This window comes from Mycobacterium sp. AZCC_0083 (assembly GCF_014202335.1).
Lineage (GTDB): Bacteria > Actinomycetota > Actinomycetes > Mycobacteriales > Mycobacteriaceae > Mycobacterium.
Genome location: NZ_JACHGP010000006.1, coordinates 201,576 through 220,226, shown reverse-complemented (window position 1 = coordinate 220,226; position 18,651 = coordinate 201,576). Strand labels below are relative to the sequence as shown.

At 68.1% G+C, this 18,651-nt stretch carries 15 protein-coding genes and 2 pseudogenes; 9 read left to right on the top strand and 8 right to left on the bottom strand.

From position 1 onward, the window contains the following. Positions 1 to 101 precede the first annotated feature (101 nt). The 7 genes and pseudogenes from HNP02_RS16655 to HNP02_RS16630 all read left to right on the top strand — a co-directional run bounded on the left by HNP02_RS16655 (position 102) and on the right by HNP02_RS16630 (position 6,224). Positions 102 to 581 (top strand): hypothetical protein, encoded by a 480-nt coding sequence (locus HNP02_RS16655; protein WP_184440343.1) that lies wholly within the window; start codon positions 102 to 104, stop codon positions 579 to 581. A gap of 725 nt (positions 582 to 1,306) precedes the next feature. Further along, positions 1,307 to 2,047: a 1-acyl-sn-glycerol-3-phosphate acyltransferase gene (locus HNP02_RS16650; RefSeq protein WP_255506621.1), complete on the top strand. Its 741-nt coding sequence runs from the start codon at positions 1,307 to 1,309 to the stop codon at positions 2,045 to 2,047. A gap of 80 nt (positions 2,048 to 2,127) precedes the next feature. Next, a complete protein-coding gene (gene fadD12, locus HNP02_RS16645; RefSeq protein ID WP_255506620.1) occupies positions 2,128 to 3,735 on the top strand; it encodes an acyl-CoA ligase FadD12 in 1,608 nt (535 codons plus the stop codon). Then, positions 3,725 to 4,948 carry an alpha/beta hydrolase gene (locus HNP02_RS16640; RefSeq protein WP_184440786.1) on the top strand — a complete coding sequence of 408 codons (1,224 nt, stop codon included), beginning with the start codon at positions 3,725 to 3,727 and terminating at the stop codon, positions 4,946 to 4,948. The genes fadD12 and HNP02_RS16640 overlap by 11 nt, the downstream gene beginning before the upstream one ends. Before the next feature lie 89 nt (positions 4,949 to 5,037). Next, positions 5,038 to 5,190: pseudogene (locus tag HNP02_RS43560) on the top strand (acyl-CoA dehydrogenase family protein); the annotation flags it as partial. A gap of 14 nt (positions 5,191 to 5,204) precedes the next feature. Beyond that, a pseudogene (locus tag HNP02_RS44040) lies at positions 5,205 to 5,309 on the top strand (acyl-CoA dehydrogenase family protein); the annotation flags it as partial. Next, complete coding sequence (locus tag HNP02_RS16630) at positions 5,310 to 6,224, top strand: alpha/beta fold hydrolase (RefSeq protein WP_184440339.1); 915 nt, start codon at positions 5,310 to 5,312, stop codon at positions 6,222 to 6,224. Here HNP02_RS16630 and HNP02_RS16625 read toward each other — a convergent pair. Both HNP02_RS16625 and HNP02_RS16620 read right to left on the bottom strand, forming a co-directional pair. Next, the gene (locus tag HNP02_RS16625) at positions 6,199 to 7,611 is read right to left on the bottom strand and encodes a wax ester/triacylglycerol synthase family O-acyltransferase (protein WP_184440338.1); all 1,413 of its coding nucleotides are present in this window, start codon (positions 7,609 to 7,611) and stop codon (positions 6,199 to 6,201) included. The genes HNP02_RS16630 and HNP02_RS16625 overlap by 26 nt on opposite strands. A 21-nt stretch (positions 7,612 to 7,632) precedes the next feature. Beyond that, positions 7,633 to 8,856, bottom strand: coding sequence for an alpha/beta hydrolase (locus tag HNP02_RS16620; protein WP_184440337.1), 1,224 nt, complete (start codon positions 8,854 to 8,856; stop codon positions 7,633 to 7,635). A 132-nt stretch (positions 8,857 to 8,988) separates the two neighbouring features. Here HNP02_RS16620 and HNP02_RS16615 point away from each other — a divergent pair, with 132 nt between their 5' ends. Both HNP02_RS16615 and HNP02_RS16610 read left to right on the top strand, forming a co-directional pair. Next, on the top strand, positions 8,989 to 11,160 hold the full coding sequence (locus HNP02_RS16615; RefSeq protein WP_184440335.1) for an acyl-CoA dehydrogenase: 2,172 nt from the start codon (positions 8,989 to 8,991) through the stop codon (positions 11,158 to 11,160). Between the two features lie 78 nt (positions 11,161 to 11,238). Continuing rightward, the gene (locus HNP02_RS16610; RefSeq protein ID WP_184440332.1) at positions 11,239 to 12,630 is read left to right on the top strand and encodes a septum formation family protein; all 1,392 of its coding nucleotides are present in this window, start codon (positions 11,239 to 11,241) and stop codon (positions 12,628 to 12,630) included. Positions 12,631 to 12,716: 86 nt separating this feature from the next. On the opposite strand, the gene HNP02_RS16605 is transcribed toward HNP02_RS16610, so the two are convergent. Genes HNP02_RS16605 through HNP02_RS16580 form a run of 6 tightly spaced genes read right to left on the bottom strand, consistent with a single transcriptional unit; the run spans position 12,717 to position 18,556 of the window. Next, positions 12,717 to 13,514: an ABC transporter permease gene (locus HNP02_RS16605; protein ID WP_184440331.1), complete on the bottom strand. Its 798-nt coding sequence runs from the start codon at positions 13,512 to 13,514 to the stop codon at positions 12,717 to 12,719. Continuing rightward, positions 13,489 to 14,418 carry a 2-aminoethylphosphonate ABC transporter permease subunit gene (locus tag HNP02_RS16600; RefSeq protein WP_184440329.1) on the bottom strand — a complete coding sequence of 310 codons (930 nt, stop codon included), beginning with the start codon at positions 14,416 to 14,418 and terminating at the stop codon, positions 13,489 to 13,491. The genes HNP02_RS16605 and HNP02_RS16600 overlap by 26 nt, the downstream gene beginning before the upstream one ends. Continuing rightward, on the bottom strand, positions 14,415 to 15,644 hold the full coding sequence (locus tag HNP02_RS16595; RefSeq protein ID WP_184440327.1) for an ABC transporter ATP-binding protein: 1,230 nt from the start codon (positions 15,642 to 15,644) through the stop codon (positions 14,415 to 14,417). Before HNP02_RS16595 ends, HNP02_RS16600 begins: the two co-directional genes overlap by 4 nt. A 2-nt stretch (positions 15,645 to 15,646) precedes the next feature. Then, entirely contained in the window at positions 15,647 to 16,711 is a 1,065-nt protein-coding gene (locus tag HNP02_RS16590; RefSeq protein WP_184440324.1) for a 2-aminoethylphosphonate ABC transporter substrate-binding protein, read from the bottom strand. 31 nt (positions 16,712 to 16,742) lie between these two features. Then, positions 16,743 to 17,393, bottom strand: a complete 651-nt coding sequence (locus HNP02_RS16585; protein ID WP_221317705.1) for a phosphonatase-like hydrolase — start codon at positions 17,391 to 17,393, stop codon at positions 16,743 to 16,745. Between the two features lie 47 nt (positions 17,394 to 17,440). Beyond that, on the bottom strand, positions 17,441 to 18,556 hold the full coding sequence (locus HNP02_RS16580; RefSeq protein WP_184440320.1) for a TIGR03364 family FAD-dependent oxidoreductase: 1,116 nt from the start codon (positions 18,554 to 18,556) through the stop codon (positions 17,441 to 17,443). Between the last annotated feature and the right edge of the window lie 95 nt (positions 18,557 to 18,651).

Here is an 18,651-nt window from a genome sequence, read left to right as displayed (position 1 = left end):
AACGAACAGCCCGAGCTGTGATCTGGGATACAGATCGGCCCTGGTTGTGACCGCAGATACAGGCACCGCACAGCGAACCGAAAATCAAGCAAGCTGGACTAATGAGAAAATTGACGCAAGCGGCGGTGGTCGCCGCCGCGGGTGTGTTGGTCATCAGCCCGGCGGTCGCCTCCGCGACTCCCGGATCCACCGCCGTCATGCCATTGATCGGCAAGTTCCGGGCCTGCGACTTCACCTTGGAGAAATGGGTGAACGCACACGGCTACACCCGAGGGGTCGCCCACCTGAGCACGTCGGGACCGAACGTCGTGGCCACGGTCGACCTGGCGACCGCCGAACCCAACACGAACTACGACGTCCGGATCATTCAGACTCCGCGAGCGTCGATCGGTTGCGCACCTGGCGCCCCCGGCGTCGTCACCGGCAGTGTGCAGACCGACGCAGGCGGCGCGGGCAGCACGACGCTGCAAGGCCCGATCGACCCGGGCGCAACAGGCGCCTGGGTGATTGTGCAACGCCCGGCGCCCTACTCCCAGACCCCCGCCGAGTTCTACACCTCGGAGTTCATCGGCTCGATCTGAACCGGAGCCACGAACACACAGGGCACGCTGTACCCATGTCTTCGGCCTTGAGCGACGAACTGCGCGACGAACTCCTCGACCGCTGGTCGGAACCGCAGCGCCGACACCACAACGTCGCCCACCTGCGCGAGGTGCTCGCGGCCGTCGGCCTGCTGGCCGACAGTGGGCTGGTCTTCGACCGCGACGCGGTGGATCTGGCCGCCTGGTTCCACGACGCCATGTACGACGTCGGCCGCGACGACAACGAGGACCGTTCGGCCGACCTGGCACGTGAGCGGCTGGCCGCGTCGCCCCTGCGCGACGAGGTGGCCCGGCTGGTGCTGCTGACCAAGACCCACCTGCCTGCCGACGGCGACGTCAACGGCGCCGTCTTCAGCGACGCCGACCTGTCGGTGCTCGGCAGCGACCCCGCTCGCTACGCGCGATACGCCGCAGCCGACCGCGAGGAGTACGCGGCGGTCCCCGACGACGTGTTCGCACGGGCGCGGGTCCGCGTGCTCACCGCGTTGCTCGAAGGCTCGGTCTTCCACACCCAAGCCGGACGCGAGCTGTGGGAGGACCGCGCGCGCAGCAACCTGACCGGCGAAATTCGGGATTTGACCTCACCCGGTACCATCAAAACTAGAACACGTTCCAGTTCCGATGATGCAGGGGGCCCCGTGACCACGACCGATATCGAACCGTCGGAAGTCACCAAGTGGGATCCCGGCCTCACCGAACGGGTGATGGGCTGGATCCGGCCGCTGATCAAGGGCTACCACCGAGCCGAGGTGCGCGGGCTCGACGACTTCCCGCCGGGCGGCGCGCTGGTCGTGTCGAACCACTCCGGCGGGCTGTTCGCCATGGACGTCCCCGTGTTCGCGACCGGTTTCTACGAGAAGTACGGCTACGACCGGCCGGTCTTCACGCTCAGCCACGACATCATCTTCACCGGGCCGACGGCCGACTTCTTCAGGAAGACCGGCTTCATCCCCGCCAACCACGAGAACGCCGACGAGGCGCTGCGCTCGGGCGGCGTGGTCGTCGTCTTCCCCGGCGGTGACTACGACGTCTACCGGCCCACGATGTCGGAGAGCAAGATCGACTTCGACGGTCGCACCGGCTACGTGCGTGCCGCGCTGAACGCAGGCGTGCCGATCGTGCCGTCGGTGTCGATCGGCGGGCAGCAAGCACAGTTGTTCCTATCCCGCGGCGAGTGGCTGGCCAGGGCGGCACGGCTGGACAAGCTCATGCGGGTCAAGATCCTGCCGATCTCGTTCGGCTTTCCGTTCGGCTTGTCGGCGGTGCTTCCGGTCAACGTGCCGCTGCCGACCAAGATCGTCACGCAGGTGTTGGCACCGATCGACATCGTCGCGCAGTTCGGCGAGGACCCCGACGTCGACGAGGTCGACGCCCACGTCCGGCACGTCATGCAGCGCGCACTCGACGAATTGGCAAGGGAACGCCGCATTCCCGTGCTGGGCTGAGCGTGGCGCTGACCGACATTCCCCCGTCGCTTCGCTCGCCCCGGTACCGACTGGCCAGCACGGTGGGCCTGGTCTCCACGATGGTGCGCGCGGGCGTGATCGCACCGCTTCGGCCCGACAAGTACGTCCGGATCGCCGCCGCGATGGCGCGCGAGAACATGGGCATCACTTCGGGTTTCGCGAGCGCGGCGCAACGCTGCCCCGACCGGGCCGGGCTGGTCGACGAGCTCGGCACGCTGACCTGGCGGGAGATCGACCAGCGAAGCGACGCCTTGGCCGCTGCGCTACAGGCCCTGTCCGGCGGCCCGCCCAAGGTAGTCGGGATCATGGCCCGCAACCACCGCGGCTTCGTCGAGGCACTGATCGCCGCCAACCGAATCGGCGCCGACGTACTGCTGCTGAACACGTCGTTCGCCGGCCCCGCCCTGGCGGAAGTGATTGAACGCGAGGATGTGTCGAACTCCCTTGCCGTCATCTACGACGAGGAGTTCAAGCCCATCGTCGAGCGTGCGCTGGCCGACAAGCCGCGCGCAGTGCGGATCGCGGCCTGGCACGACGGCAGAACCCCTGACCTCACCGTCGAGAAGTTGATCGACGCGGGGTCGGGACACCGACCCACGCGCACCAAGACCAAGAGCCGGGTGATCCTGCTGACATCGGGCACCACCGGATCACCCAAGGGCGCCAGCCACTCCGGCGGTGGACCCCAGACGCTCAAGGCGATCCTCGACCGGACTCCGTGGCGCGCAGGGGAGGCGACGGTCATCGTCGCGCCGATGTTCCATGCCTGGGGCTTCTCGCAACTGGCGTTCGCCGCGTCGATGGCCTGCACCATCGTCACCGGGCGCAAGTTCGACCCCGAGGCCACCCTCGCCCTGGTCGACCGGCACGCGGCCACCGGATTGTGCGTCGTCCCAGTGATGTTCGACCGAATCATGGAACTGCCCGACGACGTCCGCGCGCGATACAGCGGCCGGTCACTGCGGTTCGCCGCCGCGTCGGGATCGCGGATGCGGCCCGACGTCGTGATCAAGTTCATGGACCAGTTCGGCGACGTCGTCTACAACAACTACAACGCCACCGAGGCCGGCATGATCGCCACCGCGACCCCCGCCGACCTCCGTGCCGCCCCCGACACCGCGGGTAGGCCCGCCGAGGGCACCGACATCCGCATCCTCGACGCCGACTTCCGTGAACGGCCCACGGGTGAGGTGGGCACCATCTACGTCCGCAACTCCACCCAGTTCGACGGCTATACAGGAGGTGCTACCGAGAAAGGTAAAGCCTTTCATGACGGTTATATGCATTCCGGCGACGTCGGTTACCTCGATGATGCGGGCCGGTTGTTCGTGGTGGGCCGCGACGACGAGATGATCGTGTCCGGCGGCGAGAACGTCTATCCCATCGAGGTGGAGAAGACGCTGGCCGCTCATCCCGAGGTGGCCGAGGCCGCGGTGCTGGGTGTGGACGACGAGCAGTACGGCCAACGGCTGGTGGCGTTCGTCGTACTCGACGCCGGGGCCGCCGCCACACCGGAGACCCTCAAGGCACACGTCCGGGAGAACCTGGCGAACTACAAGGTGCCGCGCCAGATCGCCGTGCTCGACGAATTACCGCGTGGAAGCACTGGCAAGATCCTCCGCCGTGAGCTTCAGGCGCTTCTCGATGCGGCCGACGATGAGACGTAGGCGGTATCCGCTGCTGCGTGCGGTCGCCGAACTGGTGAACGCCAGCAACGCGGTGCAACCGTTGGGCCGCAAGGGGTACGTCACCATCCCGGTGTTCGCGTTCGGCTGGCCGACGGGCGAGGCGGCCCCCGTGGTGGCCGGGTTGTCGATGCTGGACGCGGCGCGCCGCGGCCTGCGTGGCGACTTCAGGGGCCGGCGTGGCTGCATCGCGCTGGCCATCACGGCGCTCAGCTGGGGCGTGCTGGGTTTCGTCTACCGCCGCGCCTCGCAGTCCCAGCCCCGCTTCGAGGATCCGCTGCGCGAGACGCTCGGCGAGAACTACGAGGCAGTCGTCGCGCAGGAGCGGCGCCGCAGGCCGGGCGGCGTGCTCCGCACGTCGTGGAGCAGGCGGCAGTACGTGCAGAAGACGAGCACGGTCCGCTACGGACCGCACCGGGTCAACGTCGCCGACGTGTGGCGGCGCGCCGACCTCCCTCGCGACGGGCGTGCACCCGTGCTGCTGCAGGTGCCCGGCGGCGCATGGGCCATCGGGATGCGCCGTCCGCAGGCCTACCCGCTGATGAGCCACCTGGCCGAGCGCGGCTGGGTGTGCGTGTCGATGGCCTACCGGGTGAGCCCGCGCAATACTTGGCCCGCGCACATCGTCGACGTGAAACGGGCATTGGCGTGGGTCAAGGAGAACATCGCCGAGTACGGCGGCGACCCGGACTTCGTCGCGATCACGGGAGGTTCGGCCGGCGGTCACCTGACCGCATTGGCGGCCCTGACGCCGAACGATCCGCAGTGGCAGCCCGGCTTCGAGGACGCCGACACGTCGGTGGTGGCCGCCGTGCCGGTCTACGGACGCTACGACTGGTTCAGCGCCAGAGGATCGGGCCGCCCGGAGTTCATCGCGTTCCTGCAGAAGTTCGTGGTCAAGAAGCGCTTCACCGAGAACAAGCAGGTGTACCTGGACGCATCGCCGATGACCAAGGTGCGGTCGGACGCTCCGCCGTTCTTCGTACTGCACGGCGAGGACGACTCGATCATCCCGGTCAGGGAGGGACGCGCGTTCGCCAAGGCACTCAAGGAGGTGTCGGAGAATCCGGTGGCCTATGCCGAGATCCCGCACGCCCAGCACGCTTTCGACTTCTTCGGCTCACCGCACGGCCACTTCACCGCCACGGCGGTGGCGCATTTCCTGGATTGGGTGAAGGCCACCAAGGGCGGTTGACATCTCGAGGAGGCGAGCCCACCGATTTGACAAATATTTCGACCCTGTCAAGGCTCATTCGGAGCTCGTAGGTCGATGAGGGGGAGTTCATGTCCACGTGGGGTGGTAATCCATCGTTCGACGCGTTCAAGCTGCCGGACGAGCACGAAGAGCTGCGCTCGGTGCTCCGCGATCTGTGCGAGACCCAGATCGCCCCGTACGCCGCGGACGTCGACGAGCGCGCGCGCTTCCCCGACGAAGCGCTCAAGGCGCTGACGACTTCCCCGTCGAGCGGTTCATGCGCGATGCCAAGATCACCCAGATCTATGAGGGCACCAACCAGATTCAACGCGTCGTGATGGCGCGGGCTCTGCTCAAGTAGATGGCCGGCGATACCGAACCAACCCGCGACGAAATGGGCTCTGGCGTCGAGCCGCCGGTCTCACCGAGGGTGCGACGGGCCTTCGGGATCCTTGAGCGCGTTGCTCCGGCGATCGGATCGCGATGGGCCGTCGAACTGTGGTGCACCCCGCCCGTGATGGAGTCGAGTTTGCGCATGCCGCCGGGTGTTTCGCCGGGCGAACCGGTCGAGGCGACGTGGTCCGGACACCGGATCGCCGGGGAGTCATGGGGTGCCGGTCCAACGGTGTACCTGGTGCACGGCTGGGGCGGCCAACGCGCCCATCTTGCGGTCTTCGTCAAACCGCTCGTCGCGGCGGGCCACCGGGTCATCGCGTTCGACCTGCCGAGCCACAACGAGTCCGATCCCGGCGCACTCGCCCCGGGTCGCACCACGATCGTCGAGTGCGCCGAAGCGGTGCTCGCCGTCGTGCAGACCCACGGGCCCGCGCACGCGATCGTGGCGCACTCCCTCGGTGCGAAGGCCACCGCGCTCGCGACGGCTTGGGGCGCACCGGTCGAACGGTTGGTGTTCTTGGCGCCGATGGCTGGCTTCTCGCTGTATCTGGATCTCTTCACCGATCGCCACGGCTTTGGACCCCGCATCCGCGCCGGGCTCCATCGCCGTCTCGACCGACGAATCGGCATGCCGCTGTTCGACACCGACATCGCCAAGGTCGCTGCGCGACTGGACGATCCGCCGCCGCTACTGATCGTCCACGACCCCGATGACCCCGACAGTCCGCACGCCGCGAGCGAGAACATTGCCGACGTCTGGCCTGGCGCGAGCCTGGTAAGCACCCGTGGACTCGGGCGCCTTGCGCACTACCGCATCCTGCGGCATCGCCCAGCGATCAATGCAGGCGTCGAGTTCATAGGACACCCTCTACCGCAGTGATCTCTTCGGATAGTCCTGCCGCACGGCGGATTTCGATGAACGCCTCGATCATGGCATCAGTCAGCTCGTGCGGGTCCTCCAGCGTGGCGCCGTCCGACAGCACCGAGATATTCAGCTGGTCGACGTAGCTCCACACGGTGATGTTCAGCCCGCTGCCAGTGGTGAGCGGGCCCACCGAGTAGATCTCGGTGACCAGCGCGCCACCCACCCGGCCGTGCTCCCGCGGGCCCGGCACGTTCGAAATGGGAATGTTGAGCACCTTGTTCTGGCCGTCCTTCTCGGCGAGCCATCCGAACAGCCGCTCCGCGGGGGCGGGCGGGAAGTAGGCCGACCATCTTGAGACGAGTTCGGGCCCGAGCAGATTGTGGGTCTCCTTGGCGTCCACCGCGGCGTCGTGTACGGCCTGCACCCGCTCGAGCGGATCGGAGAGTTCCACCGGAAGCGTCATCATCACGCCGGAGAAGCGATTGCCGGAGATGCGCTCCCGCGAGAAGTCGAAACTCACTGGGACGGAAGCCAATAGCGGGTGGTCGGCGTGACCGTCGTACTTCAGTGAAAGCTGGCGCAACGCTCCAGTCGACATCGCAAGCACCATGTCGTTGATCGTGGCGCCGAGATGCTTACCCGTCTCCTTGACATCGGCGAGCGCCAACGTCGCCGTCGCGAACTTGCGCTGCGCATCGACGCGGTGATTCATGAACGACGGCGGCGGCGTGAACGGTCGGGTCAGCTCGGGTGACAACTTCTTCGAACTCCTGCGTACCCTGCCGACCCCCTGCGCGGTGTAGCGCACCACGCCGGGTAGCCGCCCGATCTGGCGGAGGTGGTCGCCGAACGCCGTGCGGACCAGTTCAGGTCGGGTCGGCGCGGGATCGGTTGCGTACCCGTCCCGATCGGCCTGCGTGCCGTCCGTCAGATCCATGCCGCGCGCCATCAGATTCGCTGAGGCGACCCCATCGGCCAAGGCGTGGTGGATCTTTCCGAGGACCGCGATCCTGCCGTTGGCCAAGCCCTCGATGAAGTACATCTCCCACAGGGGCCTGCTGCGATCGAGTGGTGTGCTCGCGATCCTGCCAACCGCCTCGTCGAGCTCGCGCCGCCCACCCGGGCTCTCGACGCGGTAGGGGCGTACGTGGTAGGAGATGTCGAGTTCGCAGTTCTCCCGCCACATCGGATGGTGGAACTTGAACGGGATGTCGACGAGCTCGTAGCGGAAGGGGTCGAGCTTGTAGAGCCTGCCGTTGATGACCTGGCGAAATTCGTCGATGCCGAACTGCCGGCCGTTCAACTCGGAGACGTCGATGACCGCCAGCTTCAGCGTGTGCATGTGCACCGACGGCGTCTCGCTGTACAGGAGCACGGCGTCCCACCCGCTAAGCCTCTTCAAGACAACCTCCTACCCCGGAGGCTATATAACCTGCTTGGCGCCGGCGATCGTCCGCTTTCGGTGAACTTCGTTGAGGAACAAGCCGATTGCCGTGGCCATCGAGCCGGTGCGGGCACCGTCGGTCATGTCGAAGCCGTGCCCGGCACCGGGCAACTCGACGTATCCGACCAGCGTGCGCGACACCGACCGCAGTCTGGCCACGAAGTCACGGGCCTGCTGCACCGGGATCACGGTGTCGCCGCTGCCGTGGATGAGCAGGAACGGCGGCGCGTCGGCGTGCGCGCGAGCGATCGGCGAGGCCTTGCGGAAGATCTCGGGGTGCTTTGCGATGCTGCGCTTGACCACCACGCGCTCGAGGAAGTCGACGAAGCGTTCCCGCTCGGCGGAGGAGCGGTCCTCCCAGTCATAGCGGCCGTAGATGCCGACGACGGCGTCGACGGACGTGTCAGACCCCTCGGGCAGCTCCTCCTGGAGGTCGGGATCGTTTGCGGTCAGGCCGGCCAGTGCCGCAAGATGGCCACCGGCCGAGGTGCCGGCGATCGTCACGAAGTCACGGTCGCCGCCAAACTTGTCGACGTTGGCGCGCGCCCACGCGATGGCGGTCTTCACGTCGGTGATGTGTTGGGGCCAGCGGTGATTCGGTGCAACCCGGTAGTCGATGGACAGGCACACCCAGCCCATCTCAGCCAGGTGCGACATCAGTGCGTAGCCCTGCAGCAGCCGACCGCCGTGCACCCACGCGCCACCGGGAACGAACACCATCACCGGGGCGGGTTGGGTGGGCAGTTCCTTGCTTCGCCACACGTCGAGCAGTTGGGCCGGGCTGTCGCCGTACCGCACCGAGGACCGGTAGACGTTCTTGCGGTGCTCGAACGCCTTCCAGACCGGCGGGGTGCGCTCGGGCGCTGGCCAGGTGATGTCGAGATCCTTCGCAGGGACGACCCCCTGCAGGGCGGCCTCGGTCACCGCGTTGGTGGCGTCGCGCTCGAGTTTGCGTACCTCGCCGATGCCCGGCGTGAACCACGACTTCACCGCAGCCGCGAGGAAGTCCGGCATGTGCCGCACACCCCAGATGCTCATCGCCGTGACGCCGCCGAGGGGTTCCAGGTGCTTGCCGACCACGGGCAACGAGGTGGACGCGACGCTCATCGCCAGCATGTAGTCGGCGGGACCCGCCTTCATCAACCAACGCGCTCGCGTGGTCCAGGTCGGTCCGGGATACCGGGTGTCCGGTCGAGCCGTCATGGCGCGACTGTACCTCTGGCACTCGCCGACACACGACAACTCTGGAATGTTGTCTACCGACAACACGCCGACCTCCTGATTGTGTCCTGGATCACAGGTACGAGCTGGGGTTTCCGGTGGTTAAGTCGAGGAATGGCCACCTCTGCGCTTGCGATTACCGACGACCACCGCAATCTCGCCGATGCCGCGAACGGCCAGCTCGCCAGGTTGCACAGCCGCACCGCGGCAAGGGCCACGCTCGACGGGGAGGGCTCGAGTCATCCCGCGGGCCTCTGGTCGGCTGCCGCCGACGTCGGCTGGCAGGGCCTTGCCATCGCGGAGGAGTACGGCGGCTCGGGTTTCGGCCTCTCGGAGTTGGCGGTGGTGCTGGAGGCGCAGGGCCGCGAACTGTGCCCCGGCCCCTTCCTGCCAACCGTGGCGGCCGCGGTGGTGATCGACCGCTGTGCTCCCGATTCGGTACGGGCGCAGCTCCTTCCGGGTCTGGCCGACGGCACCGTGGTCGGTGCGCTCGGCTTGTCGGGCGGCGTCACCGTCGGCTCGGACCTGGTGGTCGCCGGCGAGAGCCCCGCGGTGCTCGGCGCCCCTGATGCGCGTGTCCTGGCTCTGATGGCCGGCGACGACGTCGTGCTGGTGGACGCGGATGCCGACGGCGTGACGGTGACCGCACTGTCGTCGCTGGACACCACCCGCAGCATCGGCTCGGTCGCGCTGCGCGACGTCACCGTCGCCGAGGAACGCGTGCTGCGCGGCGCGGGGCGGCGCGCCCGCACCGTGTTCCGCATCCTGGCTTCCGCCGAGGCCGTCGGAATCAGTTGGGCCACATTGGACATGGCCGTGGAGTACGCCAAGGTACGGGAACAGTTCGGCCGCACCATCGGCACCTTCCAGGCCGTCAAGCACCACGCCGCGAACATGCTCGTCAACGCCGAGCAGACCACGGCGGCCACCTGGGACGCCGCCCGTGCCGACGACCTCGACAGCGCGTGGTTCGCAGGCGCCGTCGCGGCGTCGCACGCCATCAGAACCCAGATATTCAACGCGCAGTACAACATTCAGTTGCACGGCGGCATCGGCTACACATGGGAGCATGACGCGCACATGTACCTGCGTCGGGCCCGCACGCTGGCGGCCGTGACGGCTGACGGAGCCGATCCCCTCCTCGATGTCGTCGACGGCCAGCGCAGCGGTCAGGCGCACGGCGCGTCGTTCACGCTGCCCGCCGAGGCCGAGGAGTATCGCGCCGCCGCCCGCGACGCCGCAGCCACGTGGCGGTCCCTGCCCACCGAGAGGCAGCGCGACTTCCTGGTCGACTCCGGGTATCTGGTGCCGCACTGGCCGAAGCCCTTTGGCCGGGGCGCGGGCGTGCTTGAGCAGCTGGTGATCGAGGAGGAGTTCCAAAACGTCGAGCGGGCCGACATGGGCATCACCGGCTGGGTCACGCTGACCATCGCCCAGGCGGGCAACGACGACCAGCGTGAACGCTGGGTCGAACCGGTGCTGCGCGGTGAGGTGATGTGGTGCCAGTTGTTCTCCGAGCCGGGGGCGGGCTCGGACGCCGCGGCGGTGCGCACGGCCGCGAAGAAGGTCGACGGCGGCTGGCGGATCACCGGGCAGAAGGTGTGGACCAGCCTGGCGCAGCAGTGTCAGTGGGGGCTGGCGACGGTGCGCACCGATCCCGATGCGCCCAAGCACGCCGGCGTCACGATGGTGGCGATCGACATGAGCGCGCCGGGGGTGACGGTGAACCCCCTTCGCGGCATGACGGGTCACTCGCACTTCAACGAGGTGTTCTTCGACGACGTGTTCGTCCCGGACGCCGACGTCGTCGGCGACGTGAACCGCGGCTGGCTGGTCGCCCGCGCGACGTTGGGCAACGAGCGGATCTCCATCGGCGGTGGATCGTCGGCGCCGACGGGATTCACCGTGGACGACCTGATCAAGCTGCTCGACAGCGCACCGGCCGGCACGGCCACCAGCCACGTCCGGCGTGCGGGCGAGGTCATCGCCGAGGGTCACACACTGCGGCTGCTCAACCTGCGGCGGGTCACCAGGGCGATTTCTGGCGCCGAACCGGGCCCCGAGGGCAACGTGACCAAGCTGCTGCTCGCGGAGCAGTCACAACACCTCACCGAACTGGGCTTCGACCTGGCCGGGACGGCCGCCGTCGTCGGACTGACCCCGCAGCTGACGACCGCATACCTGGGTAACCGCGCGATGACGATCGCTGGCGGAACGTCGGAGATCACCCGCAACACCATCGCCGAGCGCATCCTCGGCCTGCCACGGGACCCGCTGCTCAAGTAACGGGGCGGCCACGGGTCGAGTAACGAAGGGGCCTCGTGGCTGGGCACGACGTCCCGGACTGTGCCAAGCTGGATCATCGTGGCTAGCAAACTCGGCCCGGCGAGCGAGTCGCCATCGTCGAGCAACGGCGCAGAGACCGTCGACCTCGCGTCGGTGCTGGCCGCGCTGGGCACCACGCAGACACCCGTCGAGGAACAGCAACGGACCGCAAGGGCGAACCGGCGCGGGCTCCTGACGTTGGCGTTGATCGGCCTGATCCTCGGCGGCGTGATCCAACTCGCCACCTCGACGCCCCCGCGTGAACGGACCGCATCCAACGGCGAGAGCCGCGCCGACGTGGTCTTCGGCAACGCCAACAGCGGGACCTGCCTCGGCTGGCCACCCGACGAGCCGGACAAACCGTCATTCGTCCAGTGCGCGGGCGACCACATGTTCGAAGTCATCAAGCCGGTTCCGATGAACAACTTCGGCGAGCCGTGCCAGCTGGCGGCACGCGAGTACCTCGGCAACCGGTACGACCCGTCCAGCAGGTTCACGATCAGCGTCATCTGGCCCGGCGACGCCATCGGAACACCGGCGAGTGAGCGAAACCTGCTCTGCGGATTGCAACTCCTCGGTCCAGGAGGCCGGGCGGTCCCGTTCAAGGGCAAGATCGCCGAACTCGATCAATCGAGGGTGTGGCCTCCTGGCACGTGCATCGGCATCGACGAGGCCACCCATCGGTCGACGGACGTGCCTGCGGACTGTTCGTCGCCGCATTCCTTGGAGGTGGCCGGGGCGGCGAACCTCGCCGAGCGGTTCACCGATGGATTTCCCGCCGAGCCCGACCAGTTGGCCTTCCTGGCAGACGTGTGCACGCGGACGGCCGACACCTACCTCGCTCCCATGACGCTGCAAGGCGTCGACATGGAGGTCCACTACGACACCGTGTCACCGGTGAGCTGGGCGGCAGGGAGCCGACAGGTGTCGTGCTCCATCGGCACGCCTGCCGACGGCGGCTGGGCCTCCAAGGTCGGAAGTACGAGGGTCCAACCCCTCGTCGACGGACCGGCGCCGGCGCCGCCACCGCCGCCACCGCCGAGCCCACCTGCCGAACCACCGCGGGAAGCGCCCGCGGAATCGCGCACCCCGACGCCCGTGACCAACACGCCACCCAGCAGTGCGCCGTCGACGGCCGCGCCGTCGACCGCCACACCGTCGACCAATGCTGCCCCGCCTCCGGTTTACACAACCCCGCCGGAGGCCTTGCCGACGACCGTCACCGCAGCGGCACCACCGCCGGGGCCCCCACCACCGCCCGGCGCACCACCGCCGGGGGCTCCCCCGCCGACGTCCACCGAGACCACCGGCCCGCAGCCGGGAGTGATCGAAATCCCCGGCATGGCTCCGATCACGCTGCCGTGGCTGGTGCCGCCGCCACCGGAACCCGCGCCAGCACCGCTCGGACCCGCACCCGGGCCGCCGGCCTAACTAACTCGCCGAACGTACGGTTGTTCGCAGGGTCTGACCGGGCGATGTGTTCGACACCCGTACGTTCGGCGTGTGGTTGATAGGTCTCAGCGCAATGCCGCGCGGCCGCGGATGCGACCCAGCAGCACCAGCGCCAGCAGCGTGACCAGCAGCAGGATCGCCGTGCAGGCGGCGGCCTGGAAGGCCTGGCCACGGTCGGTCAGCGCGAAGATCGTGACGGGCAACGTCTTCCACGTCGCTGGGTAGACCATCACGGTCGCTCCGAGCTCGCCCATCGATAGCGCGACCGCCAGCCCCGCGGCCGCACCGAGGGACGGCAACAGCAGCGGCAGCGTGATCCGCGTCAGCACCCGAACCGAGCCCGCACCAAGGGATTCCGCCGCCTGACGGTACGCCGGATCGAGGCGGTCGAGGGCCGCCGATACCGCGCTGAACGAAAACGCAAGCACCAGAACGGTATGCGCGAGGATCACGATCCAGCGGGTGCCGCCAAGCAGCAGCGGCCGCGAGTTGAACGCGATGAGCAGGCCGAGGCCGATCGCCACCGATGGCACGGCGATCGGCAGGTGGAACACCGCGTCGACGACGCGGCTGAGCCACCCCGGCGCCTCGCGTGCGGCCAGCGCCGCCCAGGTTCCCAGCACCAGCGCGATCGCACCGGCGACGAACGCGGTCTGCAGGCTGACCGAGAGGCTGGCCAGGTTCTCCCCGGACAGCGCGTCGCCGAAGTGGCCGAAGCCAAGGTTCGACGGGAGCGCACCGGTCCACGAACCGGCAAGGCCGGCCAGCACCACCGTCGCCAGCGGGGCAACGAAGACGACGAGCACCACGACGGCGAAGACGCCGATCAAGATTGCCCTACTTCGCCGAGTCCACAACAACATCTCCTGCTGCCTCCTTTTCGTGGTTCCCACGGCCTTGCATGACCCGGCCGAAGATCACCCGGTAGAGGGTGTACAGGGCCAGCGACAGCGCGATCTGCACCGTGGCGATCACGGCCGCACCCGGCAGGTCGAACGTCACGATCCCGCGGGTGTAGATGAGCACCGGCAGCGTGATGACGCCCTTGGCGCCGGTGAACAGGACGATGCCGAACTCGTTGAGCGACAACAACAGAACCAGACTGCCACCGGCCATCAGCGCGGGCCACGCCTCGGGCATCATCACCGTCCGCAGCACCCGCAGCGGCGACGCCCCGAGGCTCGCCGCCACGTCGAGCTGCGCCCTCGGCAGCATCGAGAACGACGCAAGCAGCGGCCGGATCACGAACGGCGTGAAGAAGGTGACCTCCGCCGCGATCACACCTGCCGGGGTATAGAGGAAGTTCAGCACCGGCGAGGCTCCGGTGAGGCCGGCGATCGCGGCGTTCACCGCGCCCGCCGTGCCGTACAGAAACGTGAACGCCAGCGTGACGAGGAACGACGGCAGCGCGAGGACGGTGTCGATGAGCCGGCCGACGAGCTGCGAGCCGGGAAACGGCACGAACGCCAGCACGATGGCCAGGAAGGTACCCAGGATCAGACACCCGACGGTCGAGGTCGCCGCGATGGCCACCGTGCGCCACAGTGCGTCCAGGAAGGCCTCCGACGAGAGCACCCCGGCCCAGTTCGACCAACCGCTGCCCGTGTCACCGGTCTTCAGCGACTCCAGGCATACCCTGATGAGCGGGTACACCGCGGCGATGAGCACGATCACCAACGGCGGCACCGCCCACCACGCGGCGAACGACCTCGGCGGCGCGGGCCGCTCCGGTGCATCGAGTGCCGGCTGGTCCAGCAGCGTCGTCACGCCGGAACCTGGACAAGGACGCCCGACGGATCCGGGAACCGCACACCGACCTCGCTGCCGATCTCGAACTGCGCGTTGCCGGGCACGTCGATGTCGATCAGTTGATCCGGCAGCCCGCTGACCGACACCACAAGGCGGGTGGTGGACCCACGCCACACAGCGGCATTGACGGTGCCGCGGACGGCGTCGCGGTGACCGAGCGAGACGATCTGCAGGGCGTGCGGCCGAATGCACAACAGCGCCTTGGATTCCGGCGCCCAGTCGATCTTGCCGACCGCGGGTTGTGGCGCCTCGGCACTGACCGTCTTGCGCGCGAAGCTGACAAGTGCCGACGTGCCGATGACGCGGCCGACCGTGCACGGGATCAGGTTGGCGCCACCGAGGAACGCGGCGGTGAAACTGGTCGGCGGTCGCTTCCACAGATTCTCCGCGGTATCGACGTCCATCAGCCGGGCGTTGTTCATCACCACGATCCGATCGGCCAGGGCCAACGCCTCGCTCTGGTCGTGCGTGACGTACAGCATCGCGGTGTCCGGCAGGGCCTCCTTGAGCCGTTGCAACTCCGCGAGCATGGAGTGCCGCAACTGCGCGTCGAGCGCGGCGAGCGGCTCGTCGAGCAGAAGCACCTTCGGCTGGATGGCCAGCGCGCGGGCGATCGCGATGCGCTGCTGCTGACCGCCGGAGAGCTCGCGGGGCAACCGCTTCGCGTACGCCGACATGCCGACCATGTCCAAGGCCTCGGCGACGCGAGATGCGATGTTCCCGCGAGGAACCCGCTGCGACTTCAGCCCGAAGGCGACGTTGTCGGCGACCCGCATATGCGGGAACAGTGCGTAGGACTGCAGCACCACCCCGATACCCCGTTTGGCCGGGGGCAGGTCGGTGACGTCACGCCCGCCGAGGAGGACGGCGCCCGTCGTCGGGCGCACGAAACCGGCGAGCGCGTTGAGCGCGGTGGACTTGCCCGATCCGCTCGGACCGAGCAGGGCCACCGTCTCGCCGGGTGCCACGCGCAGGTTGAAGTCGACAAGCGCATCGGTCGCCTTCTTGCCCCTGCCGTAGGCCACGCCGACCCGATCGAACGTGATGGCCGGAGCGTCGGGCTCGGCAATCGTTTCGTCGGTTTTCCCCGTCACAGCGTTCCCCGTCACAGCCGTCGCACGGCCCTTCACTAAACCCCCGGTCGCTGCGCTCCTGCCGGCCGGACCGACCCCGAATCTGGCCATGCTCAGCTACCGGTGACCTTCTGGTATGCGGCGACGTCGGCGTCGAGGTCGGCCAGCACGGCCTTCCAGTCCGGCACCCACACGTCGACGCCCTTCAACACGCCTGCAGGCGTATTCGGGCCTGCCGCTTCTTCCGACGCCGCGACGAGTGAGTCGAGCACCGGGATGCCGAGCGCGTCCGGAGCGACGGTCTTCTGCACGTCCTGGGACACCAGGAACGCCAGCAGCTTCTTGGCGCCGTCGGCGTGCGGTGCGCCCTTGGTGACGCCACCGACGTAGGGCAGCGAGACGGTGGTCTTCTTACCGTCCGCGGAAACGGGGATGAAGATGTCGAACTTCGAGCCGTCGTCCTTGATCGAGCCAAGGTTCATCTGCACGTCGCCGTTCGCCACCAGCAGCTCACCGTTGCTCACCTTGGGCTGCAGCTTGCCGGTGGACGACGACGGTCCGACGTTGTTGGCCTGCAGCTTGCCGAGGTAGTCCAGCGCACCCTGCTTGCCGAGCAGGTGCTGCAGCAGGACGAGCACCGCGGTGCCGTCACCTGCCTGCCCTGGCGTCGAATACTGCAGCTTGCCCTTGTATTCGGGCTTCAGCAGGTCGTCCCAGCTGACGGGCTGCGGGTTGGCGCTGGGGTTGGAGATGAAGCTCAGTGCGTTGTTGACGATCGGCAGGTAGTTGCCGCCGGGGCCGACCTGCTCGGCGGGAATGGCCTTGGTGTCGACGCCGCTGGCCTGAAGCAGCCCGGTCGCGTCGGCCTTCTGAATGAACGGCGGCAGGGTGACCAGCAGGTCGGCCTGCGGGTTCGACTGTTCCTTCTCGACTCGCGAGACGACCTCACCGGAGCCGGCCTCGACGACGTTGACGTTGATGCCGGTGTCCTTGGTGAACTTGTCGAACTGGCCCTTGTACCAGGTGGCGAGACCGTCGGCGCTGTAGACGGTGACGGTTTCACCGCCACCCGAGCCCGAAGAGCCGGTGCCGCCGCAGGCGGTCAACGTGACGGCGAGCGCTGCGACGGCAGCCGCCGCCACCGTCTTCTGGAGAATCGACGTCTTGCGGAGTTTCATGTGTCAGCCCTTCGGTTGGCGCGGGAGGTGGTTAGGACTCGTTGAGGATCAGATCGGCGAACTGGACGACGCTTGGCACGACGTGGGTGGCGCCGGCTTCGCGGAGTTGGCGCTCGTCGTGCGCACCGGTGAGAGTTCCTGCGGCGATGGCACATCCGGCCCTCAGCGCACTGTCGATGTCATTGCTGGTGTCACCGAGCGCGGCGACGCGCGAGACGCCATCGGCCTGCAGCCGGATCAGCGCGGTCAGGATGAGGTCCGGATACGGGCGGCCGCGCACCCCGTCACCGGGCGCCAGCACCAGATCGGCCAGCGACTGCCAGCCGAGCGCTGCCAGCAGCTTCTCCTGTGTCGTGCCGCTGAACCCGGTGGTGAGCGCGACCTTGACCCCGGCGTCGCGCAGCCGGGTGATCGCGTCGGCCGCGCCAGGGATGGGTTCGGCGTGCCCGGTCTCGATCAGGCCTTCGTAGGCGCTCTCGAATGCCACGTTGGCGCGCTGCGCGAGCTCCTCACTGCCGAACAGGGCACGGAAGACGACGATCTTCGACTGGCCCATGGTGTCGAGGACGTACTGGCGCGCGCTCTCACGCTCGGCTCCGGTCTCGGGCAGGCCTCCGGCCGTTGCCGCTGCCTCGAACGAGCGGACCACCAGACCGTCGTCGGCGACGGTGGTACCCGCCATGTCGACGACGGCCAATTGAATGTCGTTGTTGGTCACTAGTTTTCCTCTCACAGATTGATCAGTTCGGCGGTCTGTTCGGCGAATGCCGGGGACATGGTCATCCCGCGCCCGCCGGGGCCGGTGATCACCCAGACACCGTCGCCGGCGTCGGTGCGGGACACCAGTTGGTTCGGTTCGACGCACTGGCTGTACACCCCGGCCCAGCGCTGTCGTATCGGTGGCAGTGGGCGGCCAAGGAACTCTTCTGCAAGCGCGGCCAGGTACGCGTACGGCGCCTCCTGGACGTCGAACGCGAACGGCTCTTCGTACTCGTGGGTGTCGCCGATGGTAAGTCCGCCGTGCAGGCGCTGCACGCACAGCAGTTGCATGCGATGGTCGCCTGCCACCTGATCCTGAGGCTCATTGGCCTGCAACTCATCCAGCGTGGCACCCGCGTAACCCGGGTAGTACCGCAAGCTGTCGCCGTCGGCGATCGCCGTGGTCAGCGGTTCGCCGAGCGGTTCGGTCTGCATCATCTGCAGGCGCACGCGGCGAACCGGCAGCACACCTGCGATCTCACGAGTCAGTCCGCCGTGGGCGGCACCGGGGCAGACCAGAACGAGATCGGCCTCGTAGCTCCTGCCCTGGTCGTCGCGCACCACGCGTCCCTCGACGGACCGCGCCTCGGTGCCCGGCACGAATTCGTAGCGCCCGGTGGCTGCCATGTACTCGCGAATCGCGGGCATCGCCTGGCGCGACTCGACCGCGGCGTCGGCCGAACAGTGCAGTCCGGCAAGAAACTTCCCGCGTAGTGCAGGGTTGAGCGCCCGGACCCGGTCTGGTTCGAGGAGTTCGAACCCGCGGCGGGCGGCGTCGGATCGCGCGGCGACGTCCTGCGCCACCGCGACCTCGCGGGGGGTGCGCAGCAGGGTCATCGAGCCTGCGGGCCGGAACCCGACCCCTGGGACGCGTGAGCCGATGTCCTCCCACAGTTCGCGGGAGCGAAGGGCGACGTCGAGTTCGAAGGGGGCCCGACCCGACACCCACACCAGTCCGAAGTTCCGCACGGTGGCGCCGCGGGCCTCGACTTCACGTTCGAGTTGGGTCACCTGGTGGCCGCGTTGCACCGCCTCGAGTGCATGGGCAGTCCCGAGGACGCCACCACCGATGATCGTCAATCGCATGCGAAGAGACCTTTCATAGTCAGGAAGTCGGGCCGCCTACCAGCCGATGTTCTACGTCCGAACAGGAAGTTAACAATTGGTATAGACCAATCGAG